Below are 25,894 nucleotides of genomic sequence, written 5' to 3'. Positions count from 1 at the left end.
TGGACATGGACTATGCGATCTGGGTCCTCTTCGGATCCTTCTTCATCTTCATGGCGATGGGGGTACCAATCGCCTTCGCTATCGGCTCTGCGGCGACGCTGACCTTTCTGCTCTTTATGGGCGTCGAACAGTCCGTTTTCATCGTTGCGCAGCAAATGGCTTCGGGGCTCGACAGTTTCACCCTACTCGCGATCCCGTTCTTCATCCTTGCCGGCAACATCATGAACCATGGCGGGATCGCCATGCGGCTCATCAACTTTGCCAAGGTGCTGGCCGGGCGGCTGCCGGGGGCGCTCGCACATTGCAATGTCCTTGCCAACATGATGTTCGGTGCAATCTCGGGATCGGCGGTGGCGTCCGCTGCGGCGGTCGGCGGTGTGATGGCTCCGCTTCAGGACAAGGAAGGCTATGACCGAAGTTTTTCGGCCGCCGTCAACATCGCTTCCTGCCCTACGGGCCTGCTCATCCCGCCCTCGGCGACGCTCATCGTCTATTCGCTGATCACCGGCGGCACCTCGATCGCCGCGCTCTTCGTGGCGGGCTATCTGCCGGGGATCCTCATGGGCGCCGGCATCATGACCGTGGCCGGTATCATCGCCAAGCGGCGCGGTTATCCGGTCTCTCCGCGGCCAAGCAAGAGTGAGGTATGGGTGGCGACACGCGATGCGATCCTGCCTCTCGGGCTTATCGTCGTGATCATGGGCGGTATCATCAGCGGCGCCTTCACCGCCACCGAAGCCTCTGCCGCGGCCGTCATCTACGCATTGCTGCTCGCGCTGGTCTGGTATCGGGAAATCACGCTACGTGATCTTCCCCGGATCATCATCGAATCGGCTGTGACGACCTCGGTCGTCCTCCTCATGATCGGCGCCTCGATCGCCATGAGCCGCGCGATGGCCTTCGGATTGATCCCCAACACGATTTCGGACTTTCTCCTCGGGATGTCCGACAATCCGCTTGCGATCTTGCTCGCCATAAACATCACGCTTCTTCTGATTGGTACCTTTATGGACATGACGCCGGCGCTGCTGATCTTCACGCCGATCTTCCTTCCCGTCGTCGGCGATCTGGGTATGGATCCGGTGCATTTCGGCATCGTGATGACCTTCAATCTCTGTATCGGGATCTGCACGCCACCGGTGGGCTCGGCGCTATTCGTGGGCTGTTCCGTTGGCGGCACGTCCATAGCCAAGGTGATCCGGCCGCTGCTGCCGCTTTACGCGGTCCTGTTCACGCTGTTGCTCGTCGTGACTTATGTCCCCGAGATCAGCCTTTTCCTGCCTCGTCTACTCTTGGGATATGGCCTATGAAGACACTTCGCGACTGGGTCTTTCATGCCCGCCACGACGCCGGCGTCGACCTGCTGGTCGAGGGCCGCCACCTACTGCGCGTCCGCGTTCTCGAGGACGACCTGATTCGGGTGTCGCTGCTCAAGGACGGCGCTTGGCGGCTGCCGCGAACATGGACGATTGCACCCGAAGGCGACTTGTCCTGGGAGGGCCGCAGCCGCGACGACCTGTCGGGCTTCTCCTGTCCTGCGCACGAGCTCCGCGAAGGCGATGCGTTGGAGGTTGAGGCCGCCGCGCTTCGGCTCACCATCCACCGCCCGCTGCAGCTGAGCTGGGCAGCGAAGATCGGCGGCGACTGGGTGCCCTTCACCGAGGAACGTCCCACGGGCGGCATCCTCATGGGCACCGACGACCATCGCCACGGGCATTTCCTGCGCCGCTACCCGGGCGACCGGGTGCATGGGCTGGGTGAAAAGGCGGGCGAACTGGAACGGTCGGGCAAGCGCTACGAGATGCGCAACCTCGACGCGATGGGCTATGACGCCGAAAGCACCGATCCGCTTTACAAACACGTGCCCTTCACGATGACCCAGACCGACCGGGCGGGCGCCTGGTCGATCTTCTACGACAACCTCGCGTCCTGCTGGTTCGATCTGGGCAACGAGCTTGACAATTATCACCTGCCCTATCGTGCCTTCCGGGCCGAGGACGGGGATCTTGATTACTACGTGCGCTGGGCGCCCGAGATGCTCGATCTCGTCAAGGGGCAGGTGGCGCTGACCGGCGGCACCGCCTTTCCGCCGCGCTGGACGCTGGGCTATTCCGGCTCGACCATGAGCTATACCGACGCGCCCGACGCGCAGGCGCAGCTCGAAGGATTTCTCGACCGGCTCGAGGAACACCAGATCCCCTGCGACAGCTTCCAGATGTCCTCGGGCTACACCTCGATCGGGGCCAAGCGTTACGTGTTCAACTGGAACCGCGACAAGGTGCCCGACGTGGACGCCATGACCACCAAGTTCCGCGAGGCGGGCGTGCACTTGATCGCCAACATCAAGCCCTGCCTGTTGCAGGACCATCCGCGCTACAACGAGGTGGCCGAGGCAGGGCTATTCATTCGCGACAGCGAGGCCCCCGACAGCCCCGAGCGGTCGAGCTTCTGGGATGATGAGGGCTCGCATATCGATTTCACCAATGCCGACGCGGTGGCCTGGTGGAAGGAGGGCGTGACCTCCCAGCTGCTCGATCACGGGATCGGGTCGACCTGGAACGACAACAACGAATACGAGATCTGGGACGGCCGCGCGCGCTGCGACGGCTTCGGCGATCCGATCGACGTGGGTCTGATGCGGCCGGTGATGCCGATCCTGATGACGCGCGCCTCGGAAGAGGCGCAGCGCGCCCACGCGCCGGGCAAGCGGCCCTACCTGATTTCGCGCTCCGGCGCGCCTGGCCTGCAGCGGCACGCCCAGACATGGTCGGGCGACAACCGTACCGCATGGAAGACGATCCGCTACAACATCCGCACCGGCCTGGGGATGAGCCTGTCGGGCTTCTACAACGTCGGTCATGATGTCGGCGGTTTCGCCGGTCCGCGTCCGGACCCTGAGCTGTTCCTGCGCTGGATTCAGAACGGGATCTTCCATCCGCGCTTCACCATCCATTCGTGGAACGACGACGCCACGGTGAACGAAGCCTGGATGTACCCCGAGGTGCTACCCCAGATCCGCGCGGCGCTTGGCCTGCGCTACCGGCTGCTGCCCTATCTCTACACCTGCCTTTGGCAGGCGGTGGCCAAGGGCGAACCGATGCTGCGTCCGGTATTCCTCGACCATCCCGATGACCCCGAGGCCTGGGCCGAGTGCGACGAGTTCATGCTGGGCCGCGATCTTCTCGTGGCCAACGTGCTGGACGAAGGCGCGACGACCCGCGAGGTCCGTCTGCCGCGCAACGGCACCGGCTGGTGGAACTTCCACACCGGCGAATGGAACGCGCCGGGCGCGCGGGTGACACTCGACGTTGACTTGTCGTCGATGCCGCTGTTCGTGCGGGCAGGGGCGGTGCTGCCCCTATCGTCGGGCGCCATGCGGGCTGATCCCTCGGCGGAAACGGTTCGCGAGCTGCATCTTTTCCCGGTGCCCGGGGCGGGCAGGGGTGGCGGGCTGCTCTACGAGGACGACGGTGTGAGCGAGGATGCCCCGTTCAGCCTGCTGCGTTTCGAGCTGGACTGCGGCGAGACGCTGACCCTCGACTGGGCGCAGGAGGGCGGGCGCGAGCCGGTGCTGGACACCGCGCGCATCGTGTTGCCCGCCGGTGAGCGGCGCAACCTGCACGTGCGAGGCAACGAAACGCAAAACGGAGACGAGGTGCCTCTTTGACCGATCTGGCCATAACCCGCGAGAGCCCGGGCTACGACCGCGCGGCGCTCCGCCCGCGTATCCTGCACATCGGCTTCGGTGCCTTCGGGCGCGCGCATCCCATGTGGTTTCTGGACCGTGGGCTTGATGCAGCGGGTGGCGACTGGGGCGTGATCGCCTCGCGTCTGAATTCGGGGACCGGCGCGCTTGACGCGCTCGATGCCGCCGAGGGCCGTTACCATGTAGCTGCCGCGGACGGCGAAGCGGCTACGGTGCGCGAGATCGGTTGTGTCGTGGGCACCTGCCATCCCCGGCGCGATGGACCGGACGCGCTTACGAACCTGATCGCGAGTGAGGGGCTGGACGTGATCCTGCTGACGGTCACCGAAAAGGGTTACTGCCAGAGCGGCGGACGGCTCGACACCGACCGCGACGATATCCGGGCGGATCTTCAAGCGCCCAAAACGCCGGGCACGGCTATCGGTCTTCTGGTCGAGGGGCTGCGTCGCCGCCGCGCCGCCGGTGGTGCGCCGATGACGGTGCTGTCCTGTGACAACATGCCCGGCAACGGCGAGATGCTGTCTCGGGTCGTGGGCGACTTTGCCCGGCAGACGGATCCCGAGCTTGGCACCTGGATCGCCGAGAACGTGGCCTTCCCGAGTTCCATGGTGGACCGGATCACCCCGGCGATGGACGAGGATGGCGCCGCGCTTCTGCGCGAGGCCGTGGGCCACGACGATCCGAGCGGCATCGTGACCGAACCGTTCCTGCAATGGGTGATCGAGGAGAGTTTTGCCGGTCCGCGTCCGCCCTTTGCCGAAGGCGGGGCCGAACTGGTGGCGGATGTCAGGCCCTTCGAGGAGATGAAGCTGCGCATGCTGAACGGCGCGCATACCTTTCTTGCCCACGCAGGACGGCTGGCAGGGCACGAGACCGTGGCCGAGGCCGTCGGTGACCCGGTGCTGGCCGATGCGGCCCGCCGCCTGATGCTCGACGAGCAGGCGCCGACGCTCGACATGCCGGGGGACGTGGATCTTGCCGCCTATGCCGACGCGCTGATCGCACGCTTTGGCAACACGCGCCTGCGCCACCGGCTTGACCAGATCGCGCAGGACACCAGCCAGAAGATGCCGCAGCGGCTCTTCGTGCCGGCGCTGGAAAACGCCGAGGCCGGCCGCGACTGGACGGTGACGGCTCATGCCATCGCAAGCTGGGTCGCCGCGTTGCGCGAGCTGCCCGCCGTGTCCGATCCCCGTCAAGAGGAACTGCGTGCCGCCGCGCAAGAGCCTGATCCGGTGCGCGCCGTGTTGGGCCTGCCTCGGCTGGTCGACGAAGTCGAAACCCTCGCAGGCCCGGTCGGCAAGGCGCATGAGCGCATCGTGGAGGTCGGCATGATCGCCGCGCTTAAGGAGGCCCGATGACCCGTTTCCTGAACCAAGACTTCCTTCTCGACACCGCCGAGGCGCGTCGTCTCTACCACGACGTGGCGAAGGATCTTCCCATCGTCGATTACCACAACCACCTGCCCCCGGCCGAAATCGCCGGGGATCAGCACTGGGAAGATCTGGGCTCGCTCTGGCTGGGTCATGACCACTACAAGTGGCGTGTCATGCGCTGGGCCGGGGTCGAGGAGCGTCTGGTGACAGGCGACGCCTCTCCGCGCGAGAAATTCGACGCCTTTGCACGGGCGATGCCAAGGATGCTCGGCAACCCGGTGCACCACTGGAGCCACCTGGAGCTCTGGCGGCACTTCGACCTCGACGGCGTGATCCTTGGCCCCGACACGGCCGACCATGTGTGGGAGGTCACGCAGGACAGGCTGTCCCGCCCCGAGTTCGGCGCGCAGGGTCTGCTGACCCGGATGAACGTCGAGCTGGTGGGCACCACCGACGATCCGCTGGACACGCTCGAACACCACGCCGCGCTTCGCGATGCGCCGTGGCGGGTGGTGCCGACCTTCCGGCCCGACCCGGCGGTCAAGATCGACGCGCCGGGCTTCGCTGACTGGATCGACCGGCTGGAAGCGGCGACGCAGCCGATCTCCGGCTTCGACGATGTGGTCGAGGCGCTCGAGGCGCGGCTGGATCACTTCGTGGCCCATGGCTGCCGCGCCGCCGATCACGGCATCGACCGGCTGGATGCGGGCGCCGAGGTGTCCGTGGCCCGGCTGGATGCGGCGCTTGACGCGGCCCGCGCGGGGCGCGAGGTCGGGGCCGTGGATGCCGCGGCCTGGCGCGCGGCGCTGTTTGTCGCGATGGGGCAGGCCTATGCACGCCGCAACCTCGTCATGCAGTTGCACGTCAACGCGATGCGCAGCACGCGCACCCGCCTGTTCGAGACGGTGGGCCGCGATGTCGGCGCGGATTCAATCCGCGACACCGCGATGGCCGAGCCGCTGAACGATCTGCTCGACCGGCTGGACCGCACCGAGGAGCTGCCGCGTATGGTGATCTACGGGCTCGACCCAGCGAAGAACCCGGTGATCGTCACCACGGCGGGCAATTTCCAGGACGGCAGCGTGCCCGGCAAGGTGCAGGCGGGCACGGCCTGGTGGTTCAACGACCAGCTCGACGGCATGGAGGTCCAGATGCGCACGCTGGCGCAGATGGGCCTCATCTCGACCTTCTTGGGGATGCTGACCGACAGCCGCTCGTTCCTGTCTTTCCCCCGCCACGAGTATTTCCGACGCCTGTTCTGCCGCATCGTCGGCCGCTGGCAGGCCGAGGGGCACGTGCCGGACGATCCCGAGATTCTCGATGCGCTTGTGGGCGACGTCTGTTATCGAAATGCCCGCGACTGGTTCACTTCGTGACTTAGTCTTGAGGCCGCCCTTACCTCCGAATGACGTCGCAGATGCGGCTGAAAGTGAGCATGTGCAGCGAACTGCAGCAAGGTTCCGCACTGCTGACCTTGGCCTCCCAGCGGATGCTGCGGGAGGTCGCGGATGTCCGATTCGGTGAAGCCGCGCCGCAGCCTCGACCATCGCAGTGGAGGTCTGCAATGGGCCGGGAGCGACGGGCGCGGGGCGAGGACCAGGCGGGCGTCCTGCTGCAACGCCGCAAGTCTGCTTCGAGCCCAATTCGACCGCGCGATCTACGGGCGATAGGTGACGAGTTTGTAGCTCGCAAAGCAGAAGTAGACGCCAAGCACTCCGTCGATCCACCGGCGGGCTTTCGCATAGACCGCGACCACCGGCGATGTGGAAAACGCCACCGCGTAAATCACATGTCCGACTGCGGACATGATGCTGGTGCCGACAACGACGAGAGAAGCCACCCAGATCGGTGCTTGCCCGTCCATCGCAAGGGACATAATCGCGATCCATACCAAGGCGGCCTTGGCGTTCGTCATTTGGATCAGAAGCCCACGCCGATAGAACGCAAGTGGCCCACCATTCAGATGAACAGGACGCACCTCTAACTCTTTTATCGTCATAGCCGACTTGAACGCCTTGAAGGCCAACCAGAGCAAATATGCTGCGCCGATCACCTTCAGAAGGACCATTATTGAGGCATAGGTCGAGACAAGTGCGGTGAGGCCCAAAGCGGTCAGCATTGACCAGCAAAAAGTTCCCGTCGCCACGCCAAGCGCCAGAGCTTTGCCTTCTGTTCTACCGATCGACATTGATGTGCCAATCACCGCCAAGATGTTTGGGCCCGGCGTGAACATACCGATCATGAAAACGCCGTAGGCGAGCAAAATGCCGGTTAGATAAGGGTCAAGCAAGACGGCCTCCGTTTTTCAGGAGTCTACACAATTTCGCCAATAAGCAAATGGCAGCAAAGTCCCGCACTGCCGACCATCACCCAAGAAGAATGCTGCGCGGTTAAAAAATGGCCGGTCTGGTGAAGCTGCACCGCGGCGATTGGCTAAGGACCGAATGGCAAGACTGGGCCAGAAGCGACGGCTGGCTTGGCCACGAGTTCATTAACGTTGGCGTTTGGTTAGAGCATTCTTTTTCGACTCGAAGCATCCGTATCGTATTGGCAGGATGCAGGGGTAGTACTTTTCGAGTTCCAGAGGCCAAGTTGTCCGGAGGTATGTCACTTCTAATGTCTGCGGGATCACTCGACCTCAGGTAGTTCGACATAGAATGTCGTTCCAACCCCGATTTCGCTATCGAAAGAGATACTCCCATGGTGCTGGTCGACGACCGCCTTAACAATGCTCATACCGAGCCCGGTTCCGCCACCGAAGCGGTATGAAGTCTCGCCCGCCTTGGTAAAGCGGTCATACAAGACCGGTCGAATCCTCTCGGGAATTCCCTGTCCATTGTCTTTAACCCAGAAACCAGCACGATCCGGGAACAGCCCCAACTCGACAACGCCTCCTTTTGGAGAAGCCTTGATTGCATTGGTCACGAGGTTCACCGCAAGCTGTAGGAGCATAGCTTCGATGCCGCGGACGACATAGTCTGCGCGTGTGGTCTTGGGCGCCACCACCTGCACGTCATTATCCTCTGCAAATCGTTCTGTGTCGAATACACAGGATTGAAGGAGCAAGCTTAGGCTGACCTCTTCGAACTGAACTTGCCTGGACTGCGCCGAAAGCCTCCCGGCATCCAAAATGGAACGGGTTAATGCTTCGAGGCGGTCAGAGCTTCGCGCAGCGCTTGTCAGGAGTTGCTTGGCATCCGATGGAAGATCAGTCGTGTATAGCTCAAGCAGGCGCAGTGCGCCTTTCAAGGCGGTTATAGGCGTTTTCAACTCATGACTGGCGGCGGCAATCGCATTGTCCCGCTCGGTGTCTGCTCGACTGCGCGATGTCGCATCTCGGATAACTGCGAGGTAGCCGATCCTATCACCACTTGCTGAGTCCATGGGAGCCGAATGCGTCTCGCCTACCACGATGCGGCCCGACTTATGCATGTAATCGACCATCATCGGCGCGCTCTTGCCTGAGACCTCTTGGTTATAGGCGCGCTGTCCGGCCTCTTCATAGACATCGAGACTTGCATAGAGCGCCGAGCTCCTGCGACCCTCCAAGTCAGATGAAGGATACCCAAACATCTTTTCCGCCGCAGGATTCACCGCGACGATTTCACGGTGCCTGTTCGCGAAGACCATGGCGTCGGGCATGGCCTCCAATATCGACTCCAGGAGCATCGTCTTATTCTCAAGATCGTGTTTCTCGAGTTTGCGCTCCCACTCCTTGGATATCCACTTTCCGAAAAATCGAACCAGTTCTAACTCTTTCGCACTGAAAGGTTTGGGGCGGGCAGAGGCACACGAGAAATTCAGGGTACCCCGTGCTTTTCCATGTACTGTCAACGGAACGCCAATGTAGCTTTCCAGGCCGAAGTCCGCGTAGCATGGGTGCGTTTTTATCGCAGACGCGCCAACGTGGTGAAACGCCGTCACGTCGCTGGCTTCAAGGGTATGCACGCAGTACGTACCTGACAGGTCGAACGAGGTTCCCACAGTTGGCGCATCCAGCACACCGAAGCTGAACTTAACGACATAACGCTCATCGGTAACCTTACTTATGATTCCGAGAGACAGATTCAGCGCCTCGCAACCAATCTTCAGTAGGCTTTGAGCCTTTGACTCGAAGTCAATTTCTGGGTCTGCGGCGAGTAAATAAAGCTGCCTCAGCGCGTAGTCGATTTCGCGTGCGCTATCTGCATACCAAGACTTTGCCAGCATAGCCTCGCATCCTCCATCGCGACTTGGCTTTCAGATCATCCACGACTTTGCACGAGTGTCACTTCACGACTGCAAACCGCTCGCTGATCTGGTCAGTGTGTTGCGCTGGAGCATGTGCCTGCGGCACTTCCACTGTGGTCCACATAATCGTAACGCGCGAAGGAGAATGCTGCATGATCTGCGAATGGCGGCTTCGACGGACTGCGATGCAGCATAGGGTCAACGTCTCGATGTCAGATCTGGGCCGTTCGTGACGGTCCAGCAGGTAAATCAAGGTTCAGGACGAACGGGAAAGGCGCCTGGCGCGACAGCATCTTTTCGAGCGCTTTCGGCGAACGACCAAATACAAATAGGTCTACCTGCGGGCTGACTGTTCGATTTCCTCGGACCACCTCATTGGTGCGTTGCTCATGGGGTATGAGCAGCACATCAGATCATGATTGCAACTGTCCGTGACGGTCACAAAAAGGCCTCTGTGACGCCGAAACGTTAATCCTCTGTGCACGGGCAAGCACTCCAGCGAGAGGTTTTCCCGTTGGAGAGGCTCGCGCCGCAATATGTTTCCATTCGCTTTTCTCGTTTGAGAGCGAGCGCCACCGCGCTCGTCCGATTTTCCCGTCGGTGGCCGGGCCTTCAAAGGCCGCCATGGTCGACCTTCTGCTGCGGTCGGCAAGTGAGCGTACCGAGGATATTGAGGCGTTTCCGTTCGAACGATGTCATCGTATCTGGGGGTGATCAGTTTCCCGCGGCGCGCCGCTTTTTGACGATGACCAATGATTTGTCTCGAGTGCTGGCTTATTTGGATACCGGACCTGCTAAACCTCCTTTCTCGCGCTCGATAGAACAAATCCTCGGCAGCGTGTGCTTGGACAGCCGCCATGAGAATTAAATGTATCGTTTGCCGCCAAACGGAAACGTTTGACCCAAGGTTTGATGCAAGCCCGGAACCCTGATGTCCTTCAGATGCTCGTCTCTCCACCTATGCACGCCATGGTAGCAGCGTTTGGTGGGAAGGCAGTTCATCTCATTAGTTCCGTCAGCGACACTTCGATCCGGACCCAACTGTCGGGCTGCCAGAATGGTGGCGGCACCTTCTGTGACACACAGTCTGAAATAAACCGCCGGAAACCGATTTCTCCCGATTGACAAACGACCCAATATCAATAAGTGTTGATAACATCATGAAATAAAACAGAAAATCCTACCACCCCAGCCATGTTTCTCAAAACTCTTACGCCCCGCGTTGCGTCGTTGCGCCGCGAGTTTCAGCGTGGACGTGCTGTCAGCCGATGGAATGCCGGAGCCCCTTCCGCGGGTTGACGGATCACGACCGGCGCGAGGTAGCGCGCGCCAGCCCCGGGCTGATCGCACTTTTCAACCGCTGTTCCAGTTGCGCCGAGGAGCCGGGGCCATGCGCCTTGCTCCAAGCCAAGCCAAGCCAAGCCAAGCACTGCCATCCGCTACCGCGCTCGAGGGGTCCGTGTGATGATGGCACCCATCAGCACCAGCGGTCCTGCGACAAGGAAGGCGAGACCGGGCACTTCGGCGAAGAAGGCAAAGCCAAGCGCGACGGCCCAGAGCACCGAGAGGTATTCGAACGGCGCCAATGCGGAGGCATCGGCATGTCGGAACGACAATGTCATCAGGATGTGGGCGAGCCCGCCTGCAAGGCCGGTGGCGACCAGGAGCATCATCCCGGCGACGCCGGGCCAAGCCCATCCGAAGGGCAGCGTCGTGAGGCCGCACAAGGCGGAGACGACGGCAAACCAGAACGCGATTGCGCCAGCACCCTCGCCAAGCAAGGTCAAACGCCGCACCTGGATCAAGGCGCCAGCGGTCAGCATGGCGGTGACGAGACCGAGAAACACGCCGAGGCCGCCCGCGTCGGGCAAGGCGCCCGCGAAGGCGGGCAGGCAGAAGGCGGCCGCTCCTGCAAGGCCGAGCGCCACGCCGGCGATGCGCCGCGCGGTCAGGCGCTCTCCGAGGAGCGCCCATGCCAGAACGGCGAGCATGACCGGTGCGAGGTAGGAGAGCATCGTCGCTTCCGCGAGCGGCAGCAGCCGGATCGTCGCGAACGAGGTGAACATCGCCGCGGCGCCCATAAGGCAGCGTCCGATATGCCCAAGCGGTCGCGATGTCCTGAGACCGCCGGGCCAGTCGCCGCGCCACCACAGGTATGCGGCAAGCGGGAAAAGGGCGATCGCGGAGCGGAAAAACACCACTTGGCCCAGAGGGACCACATCGCCGAGAGCCTTGATGCAGACGCTCATCAGCGCAAAGGCCAGCGTGGAGAGAATACGCAGCGTGATCCCGAGCGCTTCGTTCGGCAAGAACGGCAGGCTCGTCACCTGCGGCAGAGGCGCGCTCATGGCCGTGCGGCCGGGGCAGTGAAGCGTCTTGAGTGGCTCGGTGTCATCCTGCTCGATCCAAAGCGTCTTACCCTGCGCTGAAGCGGATATGTGGGCGACCGGCATCTGCCGGGGCGTCGACATGGGCCGAGACGCGAAAGACGTCACGCAGGATATCCGGAGTAAGCACGGCGTGCGGCGTCCCGCAAGCGCAGACAGCGCCCTCTCTGAGGACCAGGATCCGATCGCAGAACATCGCCGCGAGGTTCAGATCGTGCAAGGCGATCACGCTCGTCAGGTCGAGGTCACGCACCATGCGTAAAATTTCGATCTGGTGATGGATGTCGAGATGGTTGGTGGGCTCGTCCAGGAACATCACCTGCGGCGCCTGCGCCAGGGCCCGGGCGATATGCACGCGCTGCCGTTCGCCCCCCGACAGCGTTTGCCAAGCCTGTGTCTTGCGCGAGGCCATGTCGACGCGGGTCAGCGCCTCGCCGACTGCCGCCTCGTCGGCTTCGGACCAGCCTGCGAGCGCCGAGCGGTGCGGCGTCCGCCCGAGCCGTACGACGTCCGCGACCGTAACATTGGTGTCGGTCGCGGCACTCTGCTGCACGAAGGCCACCTGCCGGGACAGTGCCTTGCGGGTGATCCTCGCGACGTCCTGACCGTTGATCTCGACCCGGCCCGTGCCCGGACGACGCAGCCCTGCGAGAAGCCGGAGCAATGAGGATTTGCCCGACCCGTTGGGCCCGATCAGGCCAAGTGTCTCGCCGGGGGCGACTGTGAGCGAGACGTCCGAGACGATGGTCTTGCGCTTCACGCCCCAAGTGAGGTTCTGCGCCACGACGCTCATGTCTGCGGCCTCGCGCGGTAGAGGATGATTGCGAAGAAGGGCACCCCGACAAGGGCGGTGACGACGCCGATGGGGACGGTCTGCTGCGCCACGATCACCCGCGACACGATGTCGGCAGTCACCATGAAGATCGCCCCGATGATTGCGCAGGCGGGCAGGAGGCGCATGTGCATGGGGCCCACGACGAAGCGCGCGGCATGGGGCACGACAAGGCCCACGAAGCCGATGGCGCCGACCATGCTGACGATCGTCGCCGTCATCACGGCCGTCACCGCGAAGAGCGCGAGCCGTATCCGCCCCACCGGCACGCCGAGCGCGGCCGCGTCCTCGTCTCCGAAGGTGAAGGCGTCGAGGGCGCGCGCCATGTAGATGCAGAGCGCCAGACCCAGCGGCACCGTCACCAGCAGAAGCTGGAAGTCGGGCCAGCGCACGCCGCCGAAACTGCCCAGAAGCCAGAACATGACGTTGCGCGCCTGTTCGGCGTTACCGGAGGTGGTCACGATGTAGGAAGTCAGCGCGTTGAAGAGCTGCGATGCGGCGACGCCGGCGAGGATCGTATGGTTCGGCCCGCTTGTGGCCCCGTTCGACAGGAGCGCCACCACTCCGAAGGCGGCGAAAGCCCCGGCGAAGGCCCCGGCCGACAGCGAAAGGCTGCCCGCCCCGACGCCGAGGACGATCACGCAGACCGCGCCGGTCGAGGCGCCGGCCGAGATGCCCAGCACGAAGGGTTCGGCCAGCGGGTTGCGCAGGAGTGCCTGGAGGATCGCTCCGCAGAGCGCCAGCCCCGCCCCGGCGAGCCCCGCAACGAGCGCGCGGCTGAGCCGCAGGTCCCAGACCACGCTTTCCTCGATGGGCGGAAGCTCGGCCGCGGTCAGGCCGAGCCCGTTGGTGATTGCCAGGGCGACGGTTCCGAGCCCGATCGTGTAGTCGCCGATGGCGGTCGCGACGGCGATGGCGAAGGCCAGGACCGTGGCCGAGACCAGCGTCAGCAGCGCGAGCCGCACCATGCCGCGATCCATGACGCCCGTACTCATTCCGAGAGGTCGAGCGCCTCGAGCTGCTCGGCCACTTCCTCGGCCCCGTAGAGCGTCTGGATGCTGGCGTTGGTCGCAGCCCCCGGCATCACGACGATGCGGCCCTTCTGCACGGCCTCCATCTGGCTGACGATCGGATCGGATTCGAGAAAGGCGATCTTGTTCTCGGCCTCGTCGAGGCTCCAGCGCTTGCGGTCGACCTGTGCCGCGACGATCACGGTGGGGTCGGTTGCCATGATGCCTTCCCAGCCGAGGGTCGGCCATTCGGACGAGGCCTTGACGGCGTTCGTGCCGCCCAGAAGGTCGGCGATATAGGTCGACGGACCGTTGCCGCCGGCAAGGTAGGCGTCATCCTCGGGCGACGGGCTGGAGAACCAGAACAGGAAGGAGAGGTCGCCGCGGTCCTCGAAGCGTCCGCGCAGCGCCGCCTCGCGCGCCTTCAGGTCCGCGATGACGGTCTCGCCGCGATCTGCCACGTCGAAGATCCGCGACAGATCCTCGATCTCCTTGTATAGCTGATCCATGGTCCAGAGTTCGGAGCGCGCGCCATAGATATCGGTGGCGACGTCCGTCACTGAGCATGCGCTCGGGGACAGGTAGGTGGGAATGCCGAGGCTGTGGAAATCCTCACGCTTGGCCACCTTGCTGTCGGGACCCATGAGCGTGACAAGCATCGCCGCGACGAAGTCGGGCTGCACCGCCAGCACCGATTCCAGCGAGGGGAACTCGACCGACAGAAGCTCCACCTCGGCGTTCGCCTCGGCCAATTCGGGGAGCACGGTGTTCGGCCAGAAGGCCGTCGCGGCCATGCGGTCCTCAAGCCCCAGCATCAGCATGATCTCGGCGCTGTTCTGGCCAAGCGCGACGGCGTTCTGCGGCGGTGCCTCGAACGTGACCGACTGCCCACAATTCTCGATGGTCAGCGGATAGTCCGTCTGCGCGTAAACCGCAGAACCAAGGCAGGCCGACGCTGCGAGTGCAATCGCCGTGATGGATTTGTGGGACATCGGGAGGAGCTCATTGTTGAGTTGTTCTGTCGGGAATCGCGTAGCCCCATCGCAGGGCGATATCAAGGTGTTTTAGTCGGGATTTTCTGGGGCCCTGTCTCTCGGTTTCGCGCTGAACCTGGCGTGCCGGATCGCGTGACGCCAAGCCCCTCATACCGGTCGCCGCGACACGTTCTGCCAGGGCAGGGCTATCGGGTTTCGTCCGATTGCCGCTCGGGATCCAGTGTGATCGCGTATCGCCGCATCTTGTCGTTCAGCGTGCGACGCGGAAGCCCGAGCGTTTCAGCCGTGCGAAGCGTGTTGCCGGCATGAGCCTCCAGAACGGCCGTGATTTCGCGCGCCTCGAATTCGGCCACGCGATCGGCCAGCGTCATCGGCCCGGATTTCTGAGCGCCGGCGCTTTCGAGCTCAAGCAGTCCCAGTGCGAAAGCTTCGGCGCTTGTCTTCAACTCACGCACGTTCCCGCTCCAGGCGCGTCGTTTGAGGTTTTGGGATAGCGCCCACGGCACTTCGGGGTCGGGACGGCCATAGCGGCGGGCGGCGAGCTGCGCGTAGTGCGCGAAGATCAGAGGAATATCCTCTCCCGCCTCGTGCAGGGTCGGCGTTGTCAGCTCCGCCCCGGCCAGCCGGTAGAACAGATCGGGCCTGAAGGTGTCGAGCAAGCGCAGATTGGTCTTCGTGGTGGCGATCACCCGGACATACAGAGGCCGTGCCACGTTGTCCCCGAGACGCTCGAAACTGCGCTCTTGCAGCACGCGGAGCATCTTGGCCTGAATGGCCATCGGCATCGTTTCGACCTCGTCCAGCATCAACGTGCCGCCATCTGCCGCTTCGAGCTTTCCTGCCCGACCATCGGCGTCATGCGCCAGCGCGCCTTCGCCGTGGCCGAAAAGGATGGTTTCCGCCATGCTCTCAGGAAGCGCGGCGCAGTTTAGCGCGACGAACGGGCCCTCCGCCCGCGCGCTCGCGGCGTGAATGGCGCGTGCGGCCAGCTCCTTGCCCGTTCCGGTCTCGCCGGTGATGAGCACATCGAGATCGACCGAAGCCAGCACCGAAATACGTTTGCGGAATTGCTGCATCGCGCGGGATTGGCCGAGAATGCTGACATCGGCGCGCTCGGCCAGAACCTGTTGCAGGCGGGCGACCTCATTGCGCGCGGCCTGCGCCTCGAGCGTGCGGCGCAGAACCGCCAGGAGATGCGCTGAATCGTAGGGTTTCTCGAGGAAATCCTCGGCACCGGCGCGAATAGCCTCCACCGCGTGACCGACATCGCCGTGGCCCGTCAGCAGGACAACGGGTACGTCATGCCATCTCTCGCGGAGTTTCCTGAGAAAGGCGATGCCATCCATGCCCGGCATACGCAGATCGCTGACGACCAGATCCGGCTGTTCGGTCATCGCCGCGAGGGCGGCGTCCGCGGTATCGAAGGTCTGCACGGCATAGCCGGAGGCACCGATCAGATCGGCGAGAGCGGCCAGATGATCTCCATCATCGTCGACGATCACGATACCTGCGTTCATGCGGCCTTGGCTCCTTTGGCCGTTGCGATGGGCACGGTGACGACGACTTCGGTGCCTTGGCCGGGCGCCGAGCTTATCTCAAGGCCGCCATTGAAATCGGACAAGATCGCCTTGCAGATCGCCAGACCCAAACCGAGGCTTTCGCCGCTTATCTTGGTCGAAAAGAAGGGCTCGGTGACATCTGGCAAATCCTCCTCCGGGATGCCCTGCCCAGTATCTGTCACGCAGAGAACGGCCTGACCGCCTGCCTCCTCCAGCGTGACGGTGATCCGGGCGTTTGGCATGTCGGCCACGGCGTCGAGCGCGTTCAACAGCAGATTGGCCACGACCTGCTCGATCCGCACCGCGCCGGCCATCACCTCGATCTTGCGGGACGGGGCACGGAATTCCGGCACCACGCCGAGGGCCCGCGCCCGTGGGGCGACCAGTTCAAGCGCTGAGGCCACGGGCGCTGCAAGATCGATCAGCGACAGCTCCGCCACATCCTTGCGGGCGAAGCTTTTCAGGTGCTTGGTCGTGCGCTGCATCCGGCGGATCAAGCCGCGCGCCGAGGCCAGGCGGTTGCCTGTGGCGGTGTCGTTCTTGTCGAGGCCCATCTCCGCTGCCGACAAGGTGGCCTCCATCGCGGCGAGCGGCTGGCTGATCTCGTGGACGATCGCTGCGGACATCCGCCCCAGCGCGGCCATCTTCTCGGTATGCACCAGGGCTTCATGGGTGGCGCGCAGATCGATTTCCACCTGTGTGCGCGCTTCGACTTCCCGGGCCAGATCGGCGGTTCTGGCGCGGACCATTGATTCGAGCTTCTCGGATTGAGACAGGCGCAGAGCGATGATCTGGCGGCGCTGGTCCCAGGCCTTGAAGGTCGCGACCAGCGCCAGGGTCGCAAGCGTCGCGAGAACCGCTGCGCCGAGGGACATGAGCTGCAGCCCGGAGGTGGAGCGGGCGGCCACGACGTGCCATCCGGTAGAGGGCATCGTCGCGATCCGGCCGATCCACCCAGCTCCTGCGGCATCGTCGAGATCGCGGGCCTTGGTGACAAGCGGAGGAGTCGAGCCGAGTTGTGCGCCCTCGTAGGCACGCGTTGCCTCCAACTCCTCGAGCACGTCCGGGCTGAGCGGTGTCAGCGCGCGATACTCCCAATCGGGCCGGGCGGAGAGAAAGACGATACCGTGCTCGTCGGCCAGCGACACATCGGCATCCGCCGTGCGCCAGATACTCTGCAACGGGCGCAGATCGAGCTTGACGACAAGCACGCCGGATACGCCGTCGACATCGATCCGGCGCGACAGGAAATAGCCCGGCACGCCCGTTGTCACGCCGATGCCGTAGAAATCGCCCGTCCCACTCTCCATCGCCTCCTTGAAGTAGGGGCGGAAGCCGTAATTCTCTCCGAGGAAGCTGCCCGGACGATTCCAGTTCGACGCCGCGATGGTTTGCCCCTGTGCATCGATCAGGAACAACTGGTCCGCCTGGGCATGCACCGCGATGGTTTCGAGGTAGGTATTGGCCTCTTGCAGCGAACCGGTTCCAGCCAGCGCATCGCGCACGCGCACGTCCTCGCCCGTGACGGACGGAAGCGAGCCGAGCCGCTCCACCTCGGCTTCGACAGCCCGCTCGGTCAGAAGCAGCGTCTGGTCCAGCTCCGTGCGCGCCATGCCGAGGGCGAGGTTCTGGGCGCCGACCCAGACCAGCCCGCCGACAAGTCCCGCAAGCAGAAGCGGCCGGACGAGGCTCACGCGCTCACCCGTTCGAGATGCTCTGCGCCCAAGGCGGTCCACCCGGCAAGTCTCTCTCGCGACGCGCTTGCAGCCAATTCATCCCCAGAAGGACGGCGACGAGCGCGAAACCGGCTATCTCGACCCAGAGTTCTGGCCAGAACAAGGCGATCACCCCGGGAACGAGCAGCACGCGCATCCAGACCGCCATCGGCCGCCACAGGAAGGCTTCCAGCACGGCTGCGAAAGCGACAAGCCCGAGGATGGCGATGGCACCGCTCCACAAGACCATGGGCAACGGTCCCCCGAGGATGATCTCTTCGTTGAACACCATGAAAAGCGGGATCAGGTAGAGGCCCTTGGCGTATTTCCATGCCTGAACGCTTGTCTCCATCGGTTTCGACCCGGCAATCGCGGCCCCGGCGAAGCCTGCGAGCGCCACGGGCGGCGTCACGTTGCTGTCCTGCGAATACCAGAACACGACGAGGTGCGCGATCAAGAGCGGGATGCCGAATTCCTCGGTCAGCGCCGGGCCGACAAGGATGATGAGCACGATATACGCAGCCGTCACCGGCAGTCCCATGCCGAGAACGAGGCTCGCCAAGAGGACAAGGATCAGCGCGAGGACGAGGTTTCCGCCCGAGAAAGCGATCATCATTGCCGAGAACTTCAGCCCCAGACCGGTCAGACCCACGATGCCGACGATGATCCCTGCGACCGCGCAAGCGACGGAGACCGCGACCGCATTGCGTGCGCCAAGATCAAGCGCCTCGAGGGTCAGGACGAATCCGCGCTTGCAAAGCTCAATGAACCCCGCGGTCGTCGGGCCGGAGGCGGCGAACATCCAGAGCGCCCGCGCCGAGGCGGCGGCGATGATCGACAGGATCGCGTAGAAGCCCACCCGCATCGGCGAGTAGCCCGCGACGAGAAGGGCCACGAGGGCCACGAGCGGCAGAAGGAAGTGCCAGCCCTCGGCCAGGATCTGGCGGGTATTGGGCAGATCCTCCGCGGTGAGGCCGGTCATGCCCTGTTTGACCGCGGCGATGTGGACGAGGAGGTACACCGTCCCGAAATAGAGAACCGCCGGAAAGATCGAGACCAGCACGATGTCGATATACGGCATGCGGGTGAATTCGCTCATCAGGAAGGCGCCCGCCCCCATCAAGGGCGGCATGATCTGACCGCCCGTAGAGGCTGCGGCCTCGATCCCGCCTGCCTGCGCCGGCCGGTACCCGAGCCTCTTCATCAGCGGGATCGTGAAGGCACCGGTCGTCACGACGTTGGCGATGGCCGAGCCGGAAATCGAGCCCATGCCAGCGCTGGCGATGACGGCGGCTTTGGCCGGGCCGCCGCGCTGTTTGCCTGCCGCGGCATAGGCCAGGTCGATGAAGAACTTTCCCGCGCCGGTGACTTCCAGAAAGGCCCCGAACAGGACAAAGATGAAGACGAAGGTGGCGGCCACGCCCAAGGGAATGCCGAAGATGCCTTCGGCGCCGAGCGTCATCTGGCTCGCCACTCGGTCGAGTGAATAGCCCCGGTGGTTCAGGATGCCGGGCATCCAGTCCGACAGGAAGGGCAGCTCGCCCCGGTTGCCCGCGAAGGCGTAGATCAAGAAGAACACGCCGATCAACGTCATGCCGAGGCCCACCGCGCGGCGCGCGGCCTCTAGAACGACAATGATCGTCGCGACGCCCATGACGATGTCGATCGTCCGGGGAAAGATCTGGTTGGCGATGGTGTCGATATTCATCGGCACCCAGGCGCCCGCGGCGATGCTCATCACGATCAGGACGCCGTCGATGATCCATCCCGTCACACCCCGCTCGCGGTGGCGGCCGAAGGCAGGGTAGATCAGGAAACAGAGGACGAGGATGAAACCGAGGTGAATGGGTCTCTGGAAGAACAGACCCAGGGGCTGCAGCCCTGCCGTGTAAAGCTGGAAGAGCGACAGCGCGATGCCGATCACCGTGATCGCCCGCACGACGATCTTTGGCTGTTCAAGCGGCAGAGAGGTCTCTTCGGTCTGTGAACTCATTGGCTCTCGGTCCTTTCAAGCGCGATCCGCACGCGTTCTCGGGGCGCAACCGCGGACAGGGAAACGACGCGGTCTCCGACCTGCAGACGGTGGTTTACCGGACCGGCACCGGGACGCAGGATGTAGGCGTTCCCCGGAACCGGTTCATCGATGTCGAGGATGAAATAGCCGCCCTGCCCATCGGTCACCTGGCGGCCGCGTCCGGGTATATGATCGAGACCGGCGGCGAAATCTGGAAGATGCGACCTGACCAGAACCATTCGGCCCGCCTGGTTCTCGTAACAATCGGAGACCGTAAATCCCTGAACCGAGTGGTTCCAGAGAACGCACCACCCCTTGCCTTCGGGAATGTCGAAGCGGGCAATCTCGGTACCGTCTTCGCGCGTTGCTGTCAGTGCCTCTGCGCCGACCGAGACCGGCAGCAGCAGTAGAGCGAGAAGAGGGAAGACTTTGCTTCCCCCTTCCCAAATCGCACCGATCATGGGCGAAGGTTGTCAGGGACGGTCTCGCCGATCTCCTCGTAGTACCGAATCGCACCGGGGTGCATCGGCACGGGGGTGGCCGACAAGCCGAACTCTACCGTCGTTTCCTGCGCGGCGGGGTGCACCGCCTGCAGCTCGGCAATGTTCTCGAACATCGCCTTGGTGATGGCATAGACTACATCTTCGGACATCTCGGACGAGACGGTCAGCACGTTGGGAATGCCCAGAACGGTGATGTCTTTGTCGACGCCCGTATAGGTGCCGCCCGCGAGGGTCGTTTTGGTGAAGGTCTCGTCCTCGGCAATCGCCGCATCGAGCTCGGCATCGCTGAGCGCGAGGATCACGATATCCTGCGTCGTCGACAGGTTGAGGATCGACGAGGTGGGCGCGCCCACGGACCAGAAGCCTGCATCGATATCGCCGTTCGACAGGGCGTCGGCGGTCTCGTTGAAGTTCAGGCGCTGTTCCTCGATGTCATCGTAGCTGATGCCATTGGCCGCCAGGATCGCGTTGGTGTTCACTTCGGTGCCCGAGCCCGGCGCGCCGATCGAAACGCGCTTGCCGCGCAGATCCTCGAGCGAGGTGATGCCCGACCCTTCGAGCGCGACGATCTGCACCATGTTCGCATAGAGCGACGTCACCGCGCGGATCATCGGCAATTCCTGACCTTCGAAGCGGCCGGTGCCGGAATAGGCTTGCGAGACCGTATCCGCGAGACCGATGGCCAGATCCGCGTCTCCAAGCGCGATGAGGCCCATGTTCTCGACCGACGCGCCGGTGACTTCTGCCGTCGCGGAATAGCCGTCGACATGGTTGTTGATGATCTCTGCCAGACCGCCGCCCATCGGATAATAGACGCCGCCGGTTCCGCCCGTTGCGATGGAGAGCTGGGATTGCGCCATGGCAGGCGCTCCGAAGCCCACGGCCAGTGCGACAGCGGTTCCGAGCAGGCCGAAAGACCTGCGGCTTACATTATTCGTCATGATAGTCCTCCCATTTGGGCTTTTGCCCGTCGTACTCCCGACTCCCTTTCGAGATACTTCGGATGCTATGTCATCTCGCGCACCGCGTCGGCCAAAAACTGCCAAAGTCGTGAAATTTCTTGGCAATCCATCGCCATGACCGCGGCGGATATCTGCCAGAGCCGCTTGATCCATCCCGAAGCCGCGCGTCGAGGGGCGCTGGAAAAGGGCCTCGATCAATCCGCCGCGGACCCTTGCCAGCGCTTCACGAAGGCCGGCCCTTCGATCATGTAGCGCAGGCCGAGATAGCCGCCGAGCCAGATCGCGCCTAGCGTTACAGGCGCGGTCACGGCAAGAACGGAGAAGGCCGAGAGCCCTTGCCCGACACTGCACCCAAAGGACAGGACGGCGCCAAAGCCCATCATCATCGCTCCGCCGATCTGTCGGCGAAGCTCTCGGTGATCGTCGCAGGCTTCCCACTTGAAGACGCCGCGGCTCGTGCTGCCCATGAAGGCGCCTACGAGGACGCCGAGAACCGAGCCGACGCCGAAGCCAGGGCTGATCCCGCTCGAGAGCATCGCGTAGATCATCGTCTCGCCGATCGGTGCGGCGAAGCTGTGCGAGGTCACGCTGACAGGTGCGAAACCTTCGCGGGCAACCCAGGCGCTTCCGACAAACCCCAACGCAATGGCACAGGCGACCGGCAGCCCCCAGAGCACGCGCCGGTCGGACGCCCCGAAATACGAGACCGCAAATAGGCTGACCCCGAGAAGAACGCCGACCAAGGCAGGGGCGATGCCGGTCGCGCCGCCGATCAATTGCGCGACACCCGTCCCTTCGGCGGAGGTGACCCGCGGGAAGATGGCGAGGCGCAATTCGGCCAGCGGTCCCGAGAGCGTCGCCATCGCGGTCAGACCCATCACTACGACGATCACGAACGAGCGCATCTCGCCGCCGCCAAGACGGCTCAGCGCCCCGAAGCCGCAATTGCCGGCCAAGGCCATACCGAGACCGAAGATGAGACCGCCGAGGGCCGCGGCGACAAGACCCGGCGTTTGCAGCAGGTATACGGAGCGGGTCGCATCGAACCAGCCCAGCATCTGCGCTGAGAAGATCAGCATGATGCCGAAACCGAGCGCCACGCCCCACATCCGGAGCCGCAGCGATTGACCTGCGAAATGATAATCCTCGATCGCGCCGAGAGTGCAAAAACGGCCCAGCCTGGCGGCGAGCCCCAGAAGCACGCCACCCGCGAACCCGACCAGGACAAGCGCCCAGTCTTCGCCCAGTAAATCCAGCATTGTCTCCTCCCCTCGCCGGGAAGGCTACCGGAGTTTACTCCGTTCCCGACGGTGTCTCGCCTTGCTCCGCGTCGCGGCAGAACATGTCGTAGACAAGCTCCATGATCCGACGGGGCTTGTCGTCGGTCAAGCTGTAATAAATCGTCTGACCCTCGCGACGCGGTTGGACCAGCCCTTCGAGGCGCAGCCTTGTGAGCTGTTGCGAGACGGCCGATTGCCTCGCAGCAAGCAATCGCTCCAGCTCTCCCACGGACTTCTCGCCGGTCGCGAGATGACACAGGATCATCAGCCGTCCCTCATGCCCGAAGGTCTTCAGGAAGTCCGCGGCTTCGCACGCCTGCGCGATCATGCGATCGCGATCCTCTTCGGAAAGCGACTCGTCGAAGACGGGCAACGAGCTTTTGGCTGCGGCGGACAGAAGTTGATCCTTCGGCACGATCTGCAATGTCATCACTCTGTTCCCCCAGAGCGAGTAGTCTCGGTGTCTAAGCTTACCTGTGCGTCTGTCAACATCTCGCCGAGCAGCGGCCAGAAGAAATCCTCGCCGGGATAGCCCTCGATGCGGGACAGTTCGACGCCGTCATCGACCAGGATGAAGGTCGGGGTCAGGCGGGGCCGGGAGGCAAGATCGAGGTCTGCAGGCAAGGGCGCGCGGATGTCGACACGCCGCAGCGGCGCGGCCTGGCCCTCCGGTGTCTTGGGATAGGCCGCGGCGACCTCGGCGTCCCAGCGGGCGCACCAGATGCAGCCATCCTCCTCGATCATCAAGAGTTCGACCTCCGCGAAGGCCGGGTGCGCGCCGAACACGGCAAAAGCCGCGACAGCGCCTGTCTGCAGGAGGCGTTGGATCTGGTGTCTCATAGCGACGCTCGCGAAACGCCCCTTGTCAGGGCGATGATTATTCATGAATACTAATATAAAGATACAATTCGGCAAGGGGAGGGGCCGGTTTTGTTCGAAGTATCCTTGGGCGGTGCTGCTTTTGCGGGCCTTTTGTCGTTTCTGTCCCCCTGTATCCTGCCGATCGTGCCCTTTTACCTTGGGTATCTCGCAGGCGCAGGGGCTGGAAATGTCGCGGCCGGTGCGCCGCACGGAAGCGCCAGCCGCGCGGCGCTTCTTCCTGCGATCCTGTTTTCGCTCGGTATCGTTACCGTCTTCGTGGCGCTCGGAGCGTCGGCCTCCTTTGCCGGGCAGTTCGTCCGCGAATGGTTCGACGTGCTGCGCTACATCGCTGCGGGGCTCATCATCGTGATGGGGTTGCACTTCCTTGGCGTCCTCAGGATCGGCTTTCTCTATCGCCAGTTCCGGGCCGAGCCGGGCGATGTGCATGCGCTGTCTTTGCCGATGGCCTTCGTACTCGGGCTCGCCTTCGCCTTCGGCTGGACGCCCTGCGTCGGTCCCGTTCTCGCGGCCATCCTTTTCACGGCGGCGGGAACCGATACTGCGGGGCAGGGGGCGTGGCTGCTCTTCGCCTACGGCATCGGAATGACAGCGCCCTTCGTGCTGGCGGCGGCCTTCATCGGACCCTTCCAGCGATTCATGACCCGCTTTCGCAAGCATATGGGCGTCGTGGAGAAGGTCACCGGCGCGATGCTGGTCCTCTTCGGCCTCCTGATCGCGACCAATTCGGTCAACGCCATCGCGCAATGGATGCTCGAGACCTTCCCGATCTTCGCTCGCTACGGATGACATCAGAAAGGAATCCGCGATGTTTCGACGTGCTTTTCTCACCCTGACCGCTGCGCTTGCGGTCGCTCCGGCCTGGGCCGAGGTGCCGATGGGCGATGACGGTCTTCACAAGCCGGACTGGCTCCGCGAGACCTTCCTCGATCTGCGCGAGGACCTCGAGGAAGCGAATGCCGAAGGCAAGCGACTCCTCGTCCTCGTGGAGCAGCGCGGCTGCATTTACTGCAACCGGATGCACGAAGAGATCTTCACGGCGCCAGAGGTCGATGCCGCGATCCGAGAGACGTTCTTCGTTGTGCAGGTCAACATGTTCGGGGATGTCGAGATCACGGATTTCGATGGCACCGCGCTTCCCGAGAAGGACATGGTGCGCCGCTGGGGCATGCTGTTCACCCCGACGATGATGTTCCTGCCCGAAGATGTCGCGGAGGATGCAAAAGCCTCCGAGGCAGCCGTGGCAACGATGCCGGGCGCGTTCGGCAAGCACACGACACGCAACCTGCTGAGTTTCGTTTCCGACAAGGTCTACGAGACCGACGAGCCGTTCCAGAAGTATCATGCGCGCCGCCTGGCCGAGGAGGGCGTGCTGGAATAATAAATATTCGCTTATGCAAATATAATTGTTGCATGTGATGGTATGCCGACGCTACCGTGACGATAACGAGGGCAAAAAAGCCCCGGCCAAGGGAGGAACCATGACTCGATTTGCACAGCGTTTCGCTGGCGCTTTTGGCGTTATTGCAGCCGGAGCGACCGTCGCAATGGCCCAGGATGCCGTCGCGCCCACCGAGGTCGCCTTCACCGATATGGGCGGCATCGAACAGCCCCTGACCGACACGGCAGGCAATGTCGAAAACGGCGCGGCACTCATGAACAAGGGGGCGGGCAACTGCATCGCCTGCCACCAGGTTACGGATCTCGAGGAGCTTCCTTTCCACGGCGAAGTCGGCCCGTCACTCGATGGTGTCGCCACCCGCTGGGAAGAGGCGCAGCTGCGCGGCATCGTCTCCAACGCGAAGATGGTCTTCCCGGGCACGATCATGCCGGCCTTCTACCATACCGGCCCCTACGAGCGTCCGGGCGACGCCTACACCGGCAACGCGGCAGAGGGCGATCTTGCGCCGCTGCTCAGCGCGCAGGAGGTCGAGGACGTGGTCTCCTACCTGATGACGCTCGACACCTATCCCGAATGACTTCTGATCTGAAAGGAGCGAGACGACCATGACACTGTCCCGCAGAGAAACACTGGCACTCGGACTTGGCGCAGCCGCCTCGATCTTCGTGCTGCCCCGCATGGCCGCCGCCGCGGCCGAAGACGCGATCGCGGAATTCACCGGCGGTGCTAATCTGGGCTCGGGCGGCGTGACGCTCACCGCGCCCGAGATTGCCGAGAACGGCAATACAGTGCCGATCGAGGTCTCCGCACCCGGAGCCGAAGCGATCATGATCCTCGCCGCAGGCAATCCCAACCCCGATGTCGCAACCTTCAACTTCGGCCCGCTGTCGGGCGCACAAATGGCCTCGACGCGAATTCGCCTAGCCGGAACCCAGGATGTTGTCGCCGTCGCGCGCATGTCCGACGGCAGCTTCGTCGAGGCGCGGCAGGAAGTGAAAGTCACCATCGGCGGCTGCGGCGGCTGATCCGAGCACAGGAGAGACA

At 63.5% G+C, this 25,894-nt stretch carries 22 protein-coding genes; 8 read left to right on the top strand and 14 right to left on the bottom strand.

What is annotated here, in order from left to right; all coding sequences use genetic code 11:
* Nucleotides 1-5 precede the first annotated feature (5 nt).
* The 4 genes from FIU91_RS15485 to uxaC are packed head-to-tail and all read left to right on the top strand — an operon-like array spanning nucleotide 6 to nucleotide 6,458.
* The gene (locus FIU91_RS15485; protein WP_152463165.1) at nucleotides 6-1,310 is read left to right on the top strand and encodes a TRAP transporter large permease; all 1,305 of its coding nucleotides are present in this window, start codon (nucleotides 6-8) and stop codon (nucleotides 1,308-1,310) included.
* Nucleotides 1,307-3,667 (top strand): TIM-barrel domain-containing protein, encoded by a 2,361-nt coding sequence (locus FIU91_RS15480; RefSeq protein WP_152463164.1) that lies wholly within the window; start codon nucleotides 1,307-1,309, stop codon nucleotides 3,665-3,667. Before FIU91_RS15485 ends, FIU91_RS15480 begins: the two co-directional genes overlap by 4 nt.
* The gene (locus FIU91_RS15475) at nucleotides 3,664-5,067 is read left to right on the top strand and encodes a mannitol dehydrogenase family protein (protein WP_254701976.1); all 1,404 of its coding nucleotides are present in this window, start codon (nucleotides 3,664-3,666) and stop codon (nucleotides 5,065-5,067) included. The genes FIU91_RS15480 and FIU91_RS15475 overlap by 4 nt, the downstream gene beginning before the upstream one ends.
* Nucleotides 5,064-6,458, top strand: coding sequence for a glucuronate isomerase (gene uxaC, locus FIU91_RS15470; RefSeq protein ID WP_152463163.1), 1,395 nt, complete (start codon nucleotides 5,064-5,066; stop codon nucleotides 6,456-6,458). The genes FIU91_RS15475 and uxaC overlap by 4 nt, the downstream gene beginning before the upstream one ends.
* A gap of 281 nt (nucleotides 6,459-6,739) precedes the next feature.
* Here uxaC and FIU91_RS15465 read toward each other — a convergent pair whose 3' ends face one another.
* The 14 genes from FIU91_RS15465 to FIU91_RS15400 form a co-directional block, all read right to left on the bottom strand.
* Nucleotides 6,740-7,372 (bottom strand): LysE family translocator, encoded by a 633-nt coding sequence (locus FIU91_RS15465; RefSeq protein ID WP_254701975.1) that lies wholly within the window; start codon nucleotides 7,370-7,372, stop codon nucleotides 6,740-6,742.
* Between the two features lie 338 nt (nucleotides 7,373-7,710).
* Nucleotides 7,711-9,291, bottom strand: a complete 1,581-nt coding sequence (locus tag FIU91_RS15460) for an ATP-binding protein (RefSeq protein ID WP_152463162.1) — start codon at nucleotides 9,289-9,291, stop codon at nucleotides 7,711-7,713.
* A 1,460-nt stretch (nucleotides 9,292-10,751) separates the two neighbouring features.
* A complete protein-coding gene (locus tag FIU91_RS15455; RefSeq protein WP_152463161.1) occupies nucleotides 10,752-11,660 on the bottom strand; it encodes a DMT family transporter in 909 nt (302 codons plus the stop codon).
* A gap of 67 nt (nucleotides 11,661-11,727) precedes the next feature.
* Complete coding sequence (locus FIU91_RS15450; protein ID WP_152463160.1) at nucleotides 11,728-12,492, bottom strand: ABC transporter ATP-binding protein; 765 nt, start codon at nucleotides 12,490-12,492, stop codon at nucleotides 11,728-11,730.
* On the bottom strand, nucleotides 12,489-13,526 hold the full coding sequence (locus tag FIU91_RS15445) for an iron ABC transporter permease (protein ID WP_152463159.1): 1,038 nt from the start codon (nucleotides 13,524-13,526) through the stop codon (nucleotides 12,489-12,491). Before FIU91_RS15445 ends, FIU91_RS15450 begins: the two co-directional genes overlap by 4 nt.
* A complete protein-coding gene (locus tag FIU91_RS15440) occupies nucleotides 13,523-14,533 on the bottom strand; it encodes an ABC transporter substrate-binding protein (RefSeq protein ID WP_152463158.1) in 1,011 nt (336 codons plus the stop codon). The genes FIU91_RS15445 and FIU91_RS15440 overlap by 4 nt, the downstream gene beginning before the upstream one ends.
* Nucleotides 14,534-14,721: 188 nt before the next feature.
* On the bottom strand, nucleotides 14,722-16,053 hold the full coding sequence (locus tag FIU91_RS15435) for a sigma-54 dependent transcriptional regulator (RefSeq protein WP_152463157.1): 1,332 nt from the start codon (nucleotides 16,051-16,053) through the stop codon (nucleotides 14,722-14,724).
* Nucleotides 16,050-17,789, bottom strand: a complete 1,740-nt coding sequence (locus FIU91_RS15430) for an ATP-binding protein (protein WP_152463156.1) — start codon at nucleotides 17,787-17,789, stop codon at nucleotides 16,050-16,052. The genes FIU91_RS15435 and FIU91_RS15430 overlap by 4 nt, the downstream gene beginning before the upstream one ends.
* Nucleotides 17,790-17,793: 4 nt before the next feature.
* Nucleotides 17,794-19,803 (bottom strand): TRAP transporter permease, encoded by a 2,010-nt coding sequence (locus FIU91_RS15425; RefSeq protein ID WP_152463155.1) that lies wholly within the window; start codon nucleotides 19,801-19,803, stop codon nucleotides 17,794-17,796.
* Nucleotides 19,800-20,285: a DUF1850 domain-containing protein gene (locus FIU91_RS15420; RefSeq protein ID WP_152463154.1), complete on the bottom strand. Its 486-nt coding sequence runs from the start codon at nucleotides 20,283-20,285 to the stop codon at nucleotides 19,800-19,802. The genes FIU91_RS15425 and FIU91_RS15420 overlap by 4 nt, the downstream gene beginning before the upstream one ends.
* Complete coding sequence (locus tag FIU91_RS15415) at nucleotides 20,282-21,268, bottom strand: TAXI family TRAP transporter solute-binding subunit (RefSeq protein ID WP_152463153.1); 987 nt, start codon at nucleotides 21,266-21,268, stop codon at nucleotides 20,282-20,284. The genes FIU91_RS15420 and FIU91_RS15415 overlap by 4 nt, the downstream gene beginning before the upstream one ends.
* A 215-nt stretch (nucleotides 21,269-21,483) precedes the next feature.
* Nucleotides 21,484-22,548 (bottom strand): YeeE/YedE family protein, encoded by a 1,065-nt coding sequence (locus tag FIU91_RS15410; protein WP_152463152.1) that lies wholly within the window; start codon nucleotides 22,546-22,548, stop codon nucleotides 21,484-21,486.
* Nucleotides 22,549-22,582: 34 nt separating this feature from the next.
* Complete coding sequence (locus tag FIU91_RS15405) at nucleotides 22,583-22,999, bottom strand: helix-turn-helix transcriptional regulator (protein WP_152463151.1); 417 nt, start codon at nucleotides 22,997-22,999, stop codon at nucleotides 22,583-22,585.
* Entirely contained in the window at nucleotides 22,999-23,409 is a 411-nt protein-coding gene (locus FIU91_RS15400; protein ID WP_152463150.1) for a hypothetical protein, read from the bottom strand. The genes FIU91_RS15405 and FIU91_RS15400 overlap by 1 nt, the downstream gene beginning before the upstream one ends.
* A gap of 90 nt (nucleotides 23,410-23,499) precedes the next feature.
* On the opposite strand from FIU91_RS15400, the gene FIU91_RS15395 reads away from it, so the two are divergent.
* The 4 genes from FIU91_RS15395 (at nucleotide 23,500) to soxY (ending at nucleotide 25,875) form a co-directional block, all read left to right on the top strand.
* Entirely contained in the window at nucleotides 23,500-24,237 is a 738-nt protein-coding gene (locus tag FIU91_RS15395) for a cytochrome c biogenesis CcdA family protein (protein ID WP_152463149.1), read from the top strand.
* A gap of 19 nt (nucleotides 24,238-24,256) precedes the next feature.
* Nucleotides 24,257-24,829, top strand: a complete 573-nt coding sequence (locus FIU91_RS15390) for a thioredoxin family protein (RefSeq protein WP_152463148.1) — start codon at nucleotides 24,257-24,259, stop codon at nucleotides 24,827-24,829.
* Between the two features lie 100 nt (nucleotides 24,830-24,929).
* On the top strand, nucleotides 24,930-25,427 hold the full coding sequence (soxX, locus tag FIU91_RS15385; RefSeq protein ID WP_152463147.1) for a sulfur oxidation c-type cytochrome SoxX: 498 nt from the start codon (nucleotides 24,930-24,932) through the stop codon (nucleotides 25,425-25,427).
* A gap of 28 nt (nucleotides 25,428-25,455) precedes the next feature.
* Nucleotides 25,456-25,875, top strand: a complete 420-nt coding sequence (gene soxY, locus FIU91_RS15380; RefSeq protein WP_152463146.1) for a thiosulfate oxidation carrier protein SoxY — start codon at nucleotides 25,456-25,458, stop codon at nucleotides 25,873-25,875.
* The last annotated feature ends 19 nt before the right edge of the window (nucleotides 25,876-25,894 follow it).

This window comes from Roseivivax sp. THAF30, from assembly GCF_009363575.1.
Lineage (GTDB): Bacteria > Pseudomonadota > Alphaproteobacteria > Rhodobacterales > Rhodobacteraceae > Roseivivax > Roseivivax halotolerans.
This window is presented reverse-complemented; position numbering and strand designations above follow the sequence as displayed.

Coding starts and splice junctions, on each gene's coding strand:
- FIU91_RS15485 (WP_152463165.1), top strand. CDS start 6: ATGGACTATGCGATCTGGGTCCTCTTCGGATCCTTCTTCATCTTCATG.
- FIU91_RS15480 (WP_152463164.1), top strand. CDS start 1,307: ATGAAGACACTTCGCGACTGGGTCTTTCATGCCCGCCACGACGCCGGC.
- uxaC (WP_152463163.1), top strand. CDS start 5,064: ATGACCCGTTTCCTGAACCAAGACTTCCTTCTCGACACCGCCGAGGCG.
- FIU91_RS15460 (WP_152463162.1), bottom strand. CDS start 9,291: ATGCTGGCAAAGTCTTGGTATGCAGATAGCGCACGCGAAATCGACTAC.
- FIU91_RS15455 (WP_152463161.1), bottom strand. CDS start 11,660: ATGAGCGCGCCTCTGCCGCAGGTGACGAGCCTGCCGTTCTTGCCGAAC.
- FIU91_RS15450 (WP_152463160.1), bottom strand. CDS start 12,492: ATGAGCGTCGTGGCGCAGAACCTCACTTGGGGCGTGAAGCGCAAGACC.
- FIU91_RS15445 (WP_152463159.1), bottom strand. CDS start 13,526: ATGAGTACGGGCGTCATGGATCGCGGCATGGTGCGGCTCGCGCTGCTG.
- FIU91_RS15440 (WP_152463158.1), bottom strand. CDS start 14,533: ATGTCCCACAAATCCATCACGGCGATTGCACTCGCAGCGTCGGCCTGC.
- FIU91_RS15435 (WP_152463157.1), bottom strand. CDS start 16,053: ATGAACGCAGGTATCGTGATCGTCGACGATGATGGAGATCATCTGGCC.
- FIU91_RS15425 (WP_152463155.1), bottom strand. CDS start 19,803: ATGAGTTCACAGACCGAAGAGACCTCTCTGCCGCTTGAACAGCCAAAG.
- FIU91_RS15420 (WP_152463154.1), bottom strand. CDS start 20,285: ATGATCGGTGCGATTTGGGAAGGGGGAAGCAAAGTCTTCCCTCTTCTC.
- FIU91_RS15415 (WP_152463153.1), bottom strand. CDS start 21,268: ATGACGAATAATGTAAGCCGCAGGTCTTTCGGCCTGCTCGGAACCGCT.
- FIU91_RS15410 (WP_152463152.1), bottom strand. CDS start 22,548: ATGCTGGATTTACTGGGCGAAGACTGGGCGCTTGTCCTGGTCGGGTTC.
- FIU91_RS15405 (WP_152463151.1), bottom strand. CDS start 22,999: ATGACATTGCAGATCGTGCCGAAGGATCAACTTCTGTCCGCCGCAGCC.
- FIU91_RS15400 (WP_152463150.1), bottom strand. CDS start 23,409: ATGAGACACCAGATCCAACGCCTCCTGCAGACAGGCGCTGTCGCGGCT.
- FIU91_RS15390 (WP_152463148.1), top strand. CDS start 24,257: ATGTTTCGACGTGCTTTTCTCACCCTGACCGCTGCGCTTGCGGTCGCT.
- soxX (WP_152463147.1), top strand. CDS start 24,930: ATGACTCGATTTGCACAGCGTTTCGCTGGCGCTTTTGGCGTTATTGCA.
- soxY (WP_152463146.1), top strand. CDS start 25,456: ATGACACTGTCCCGCAGAGAAACACTGGCACTCGGACTTGGCGCAGCC.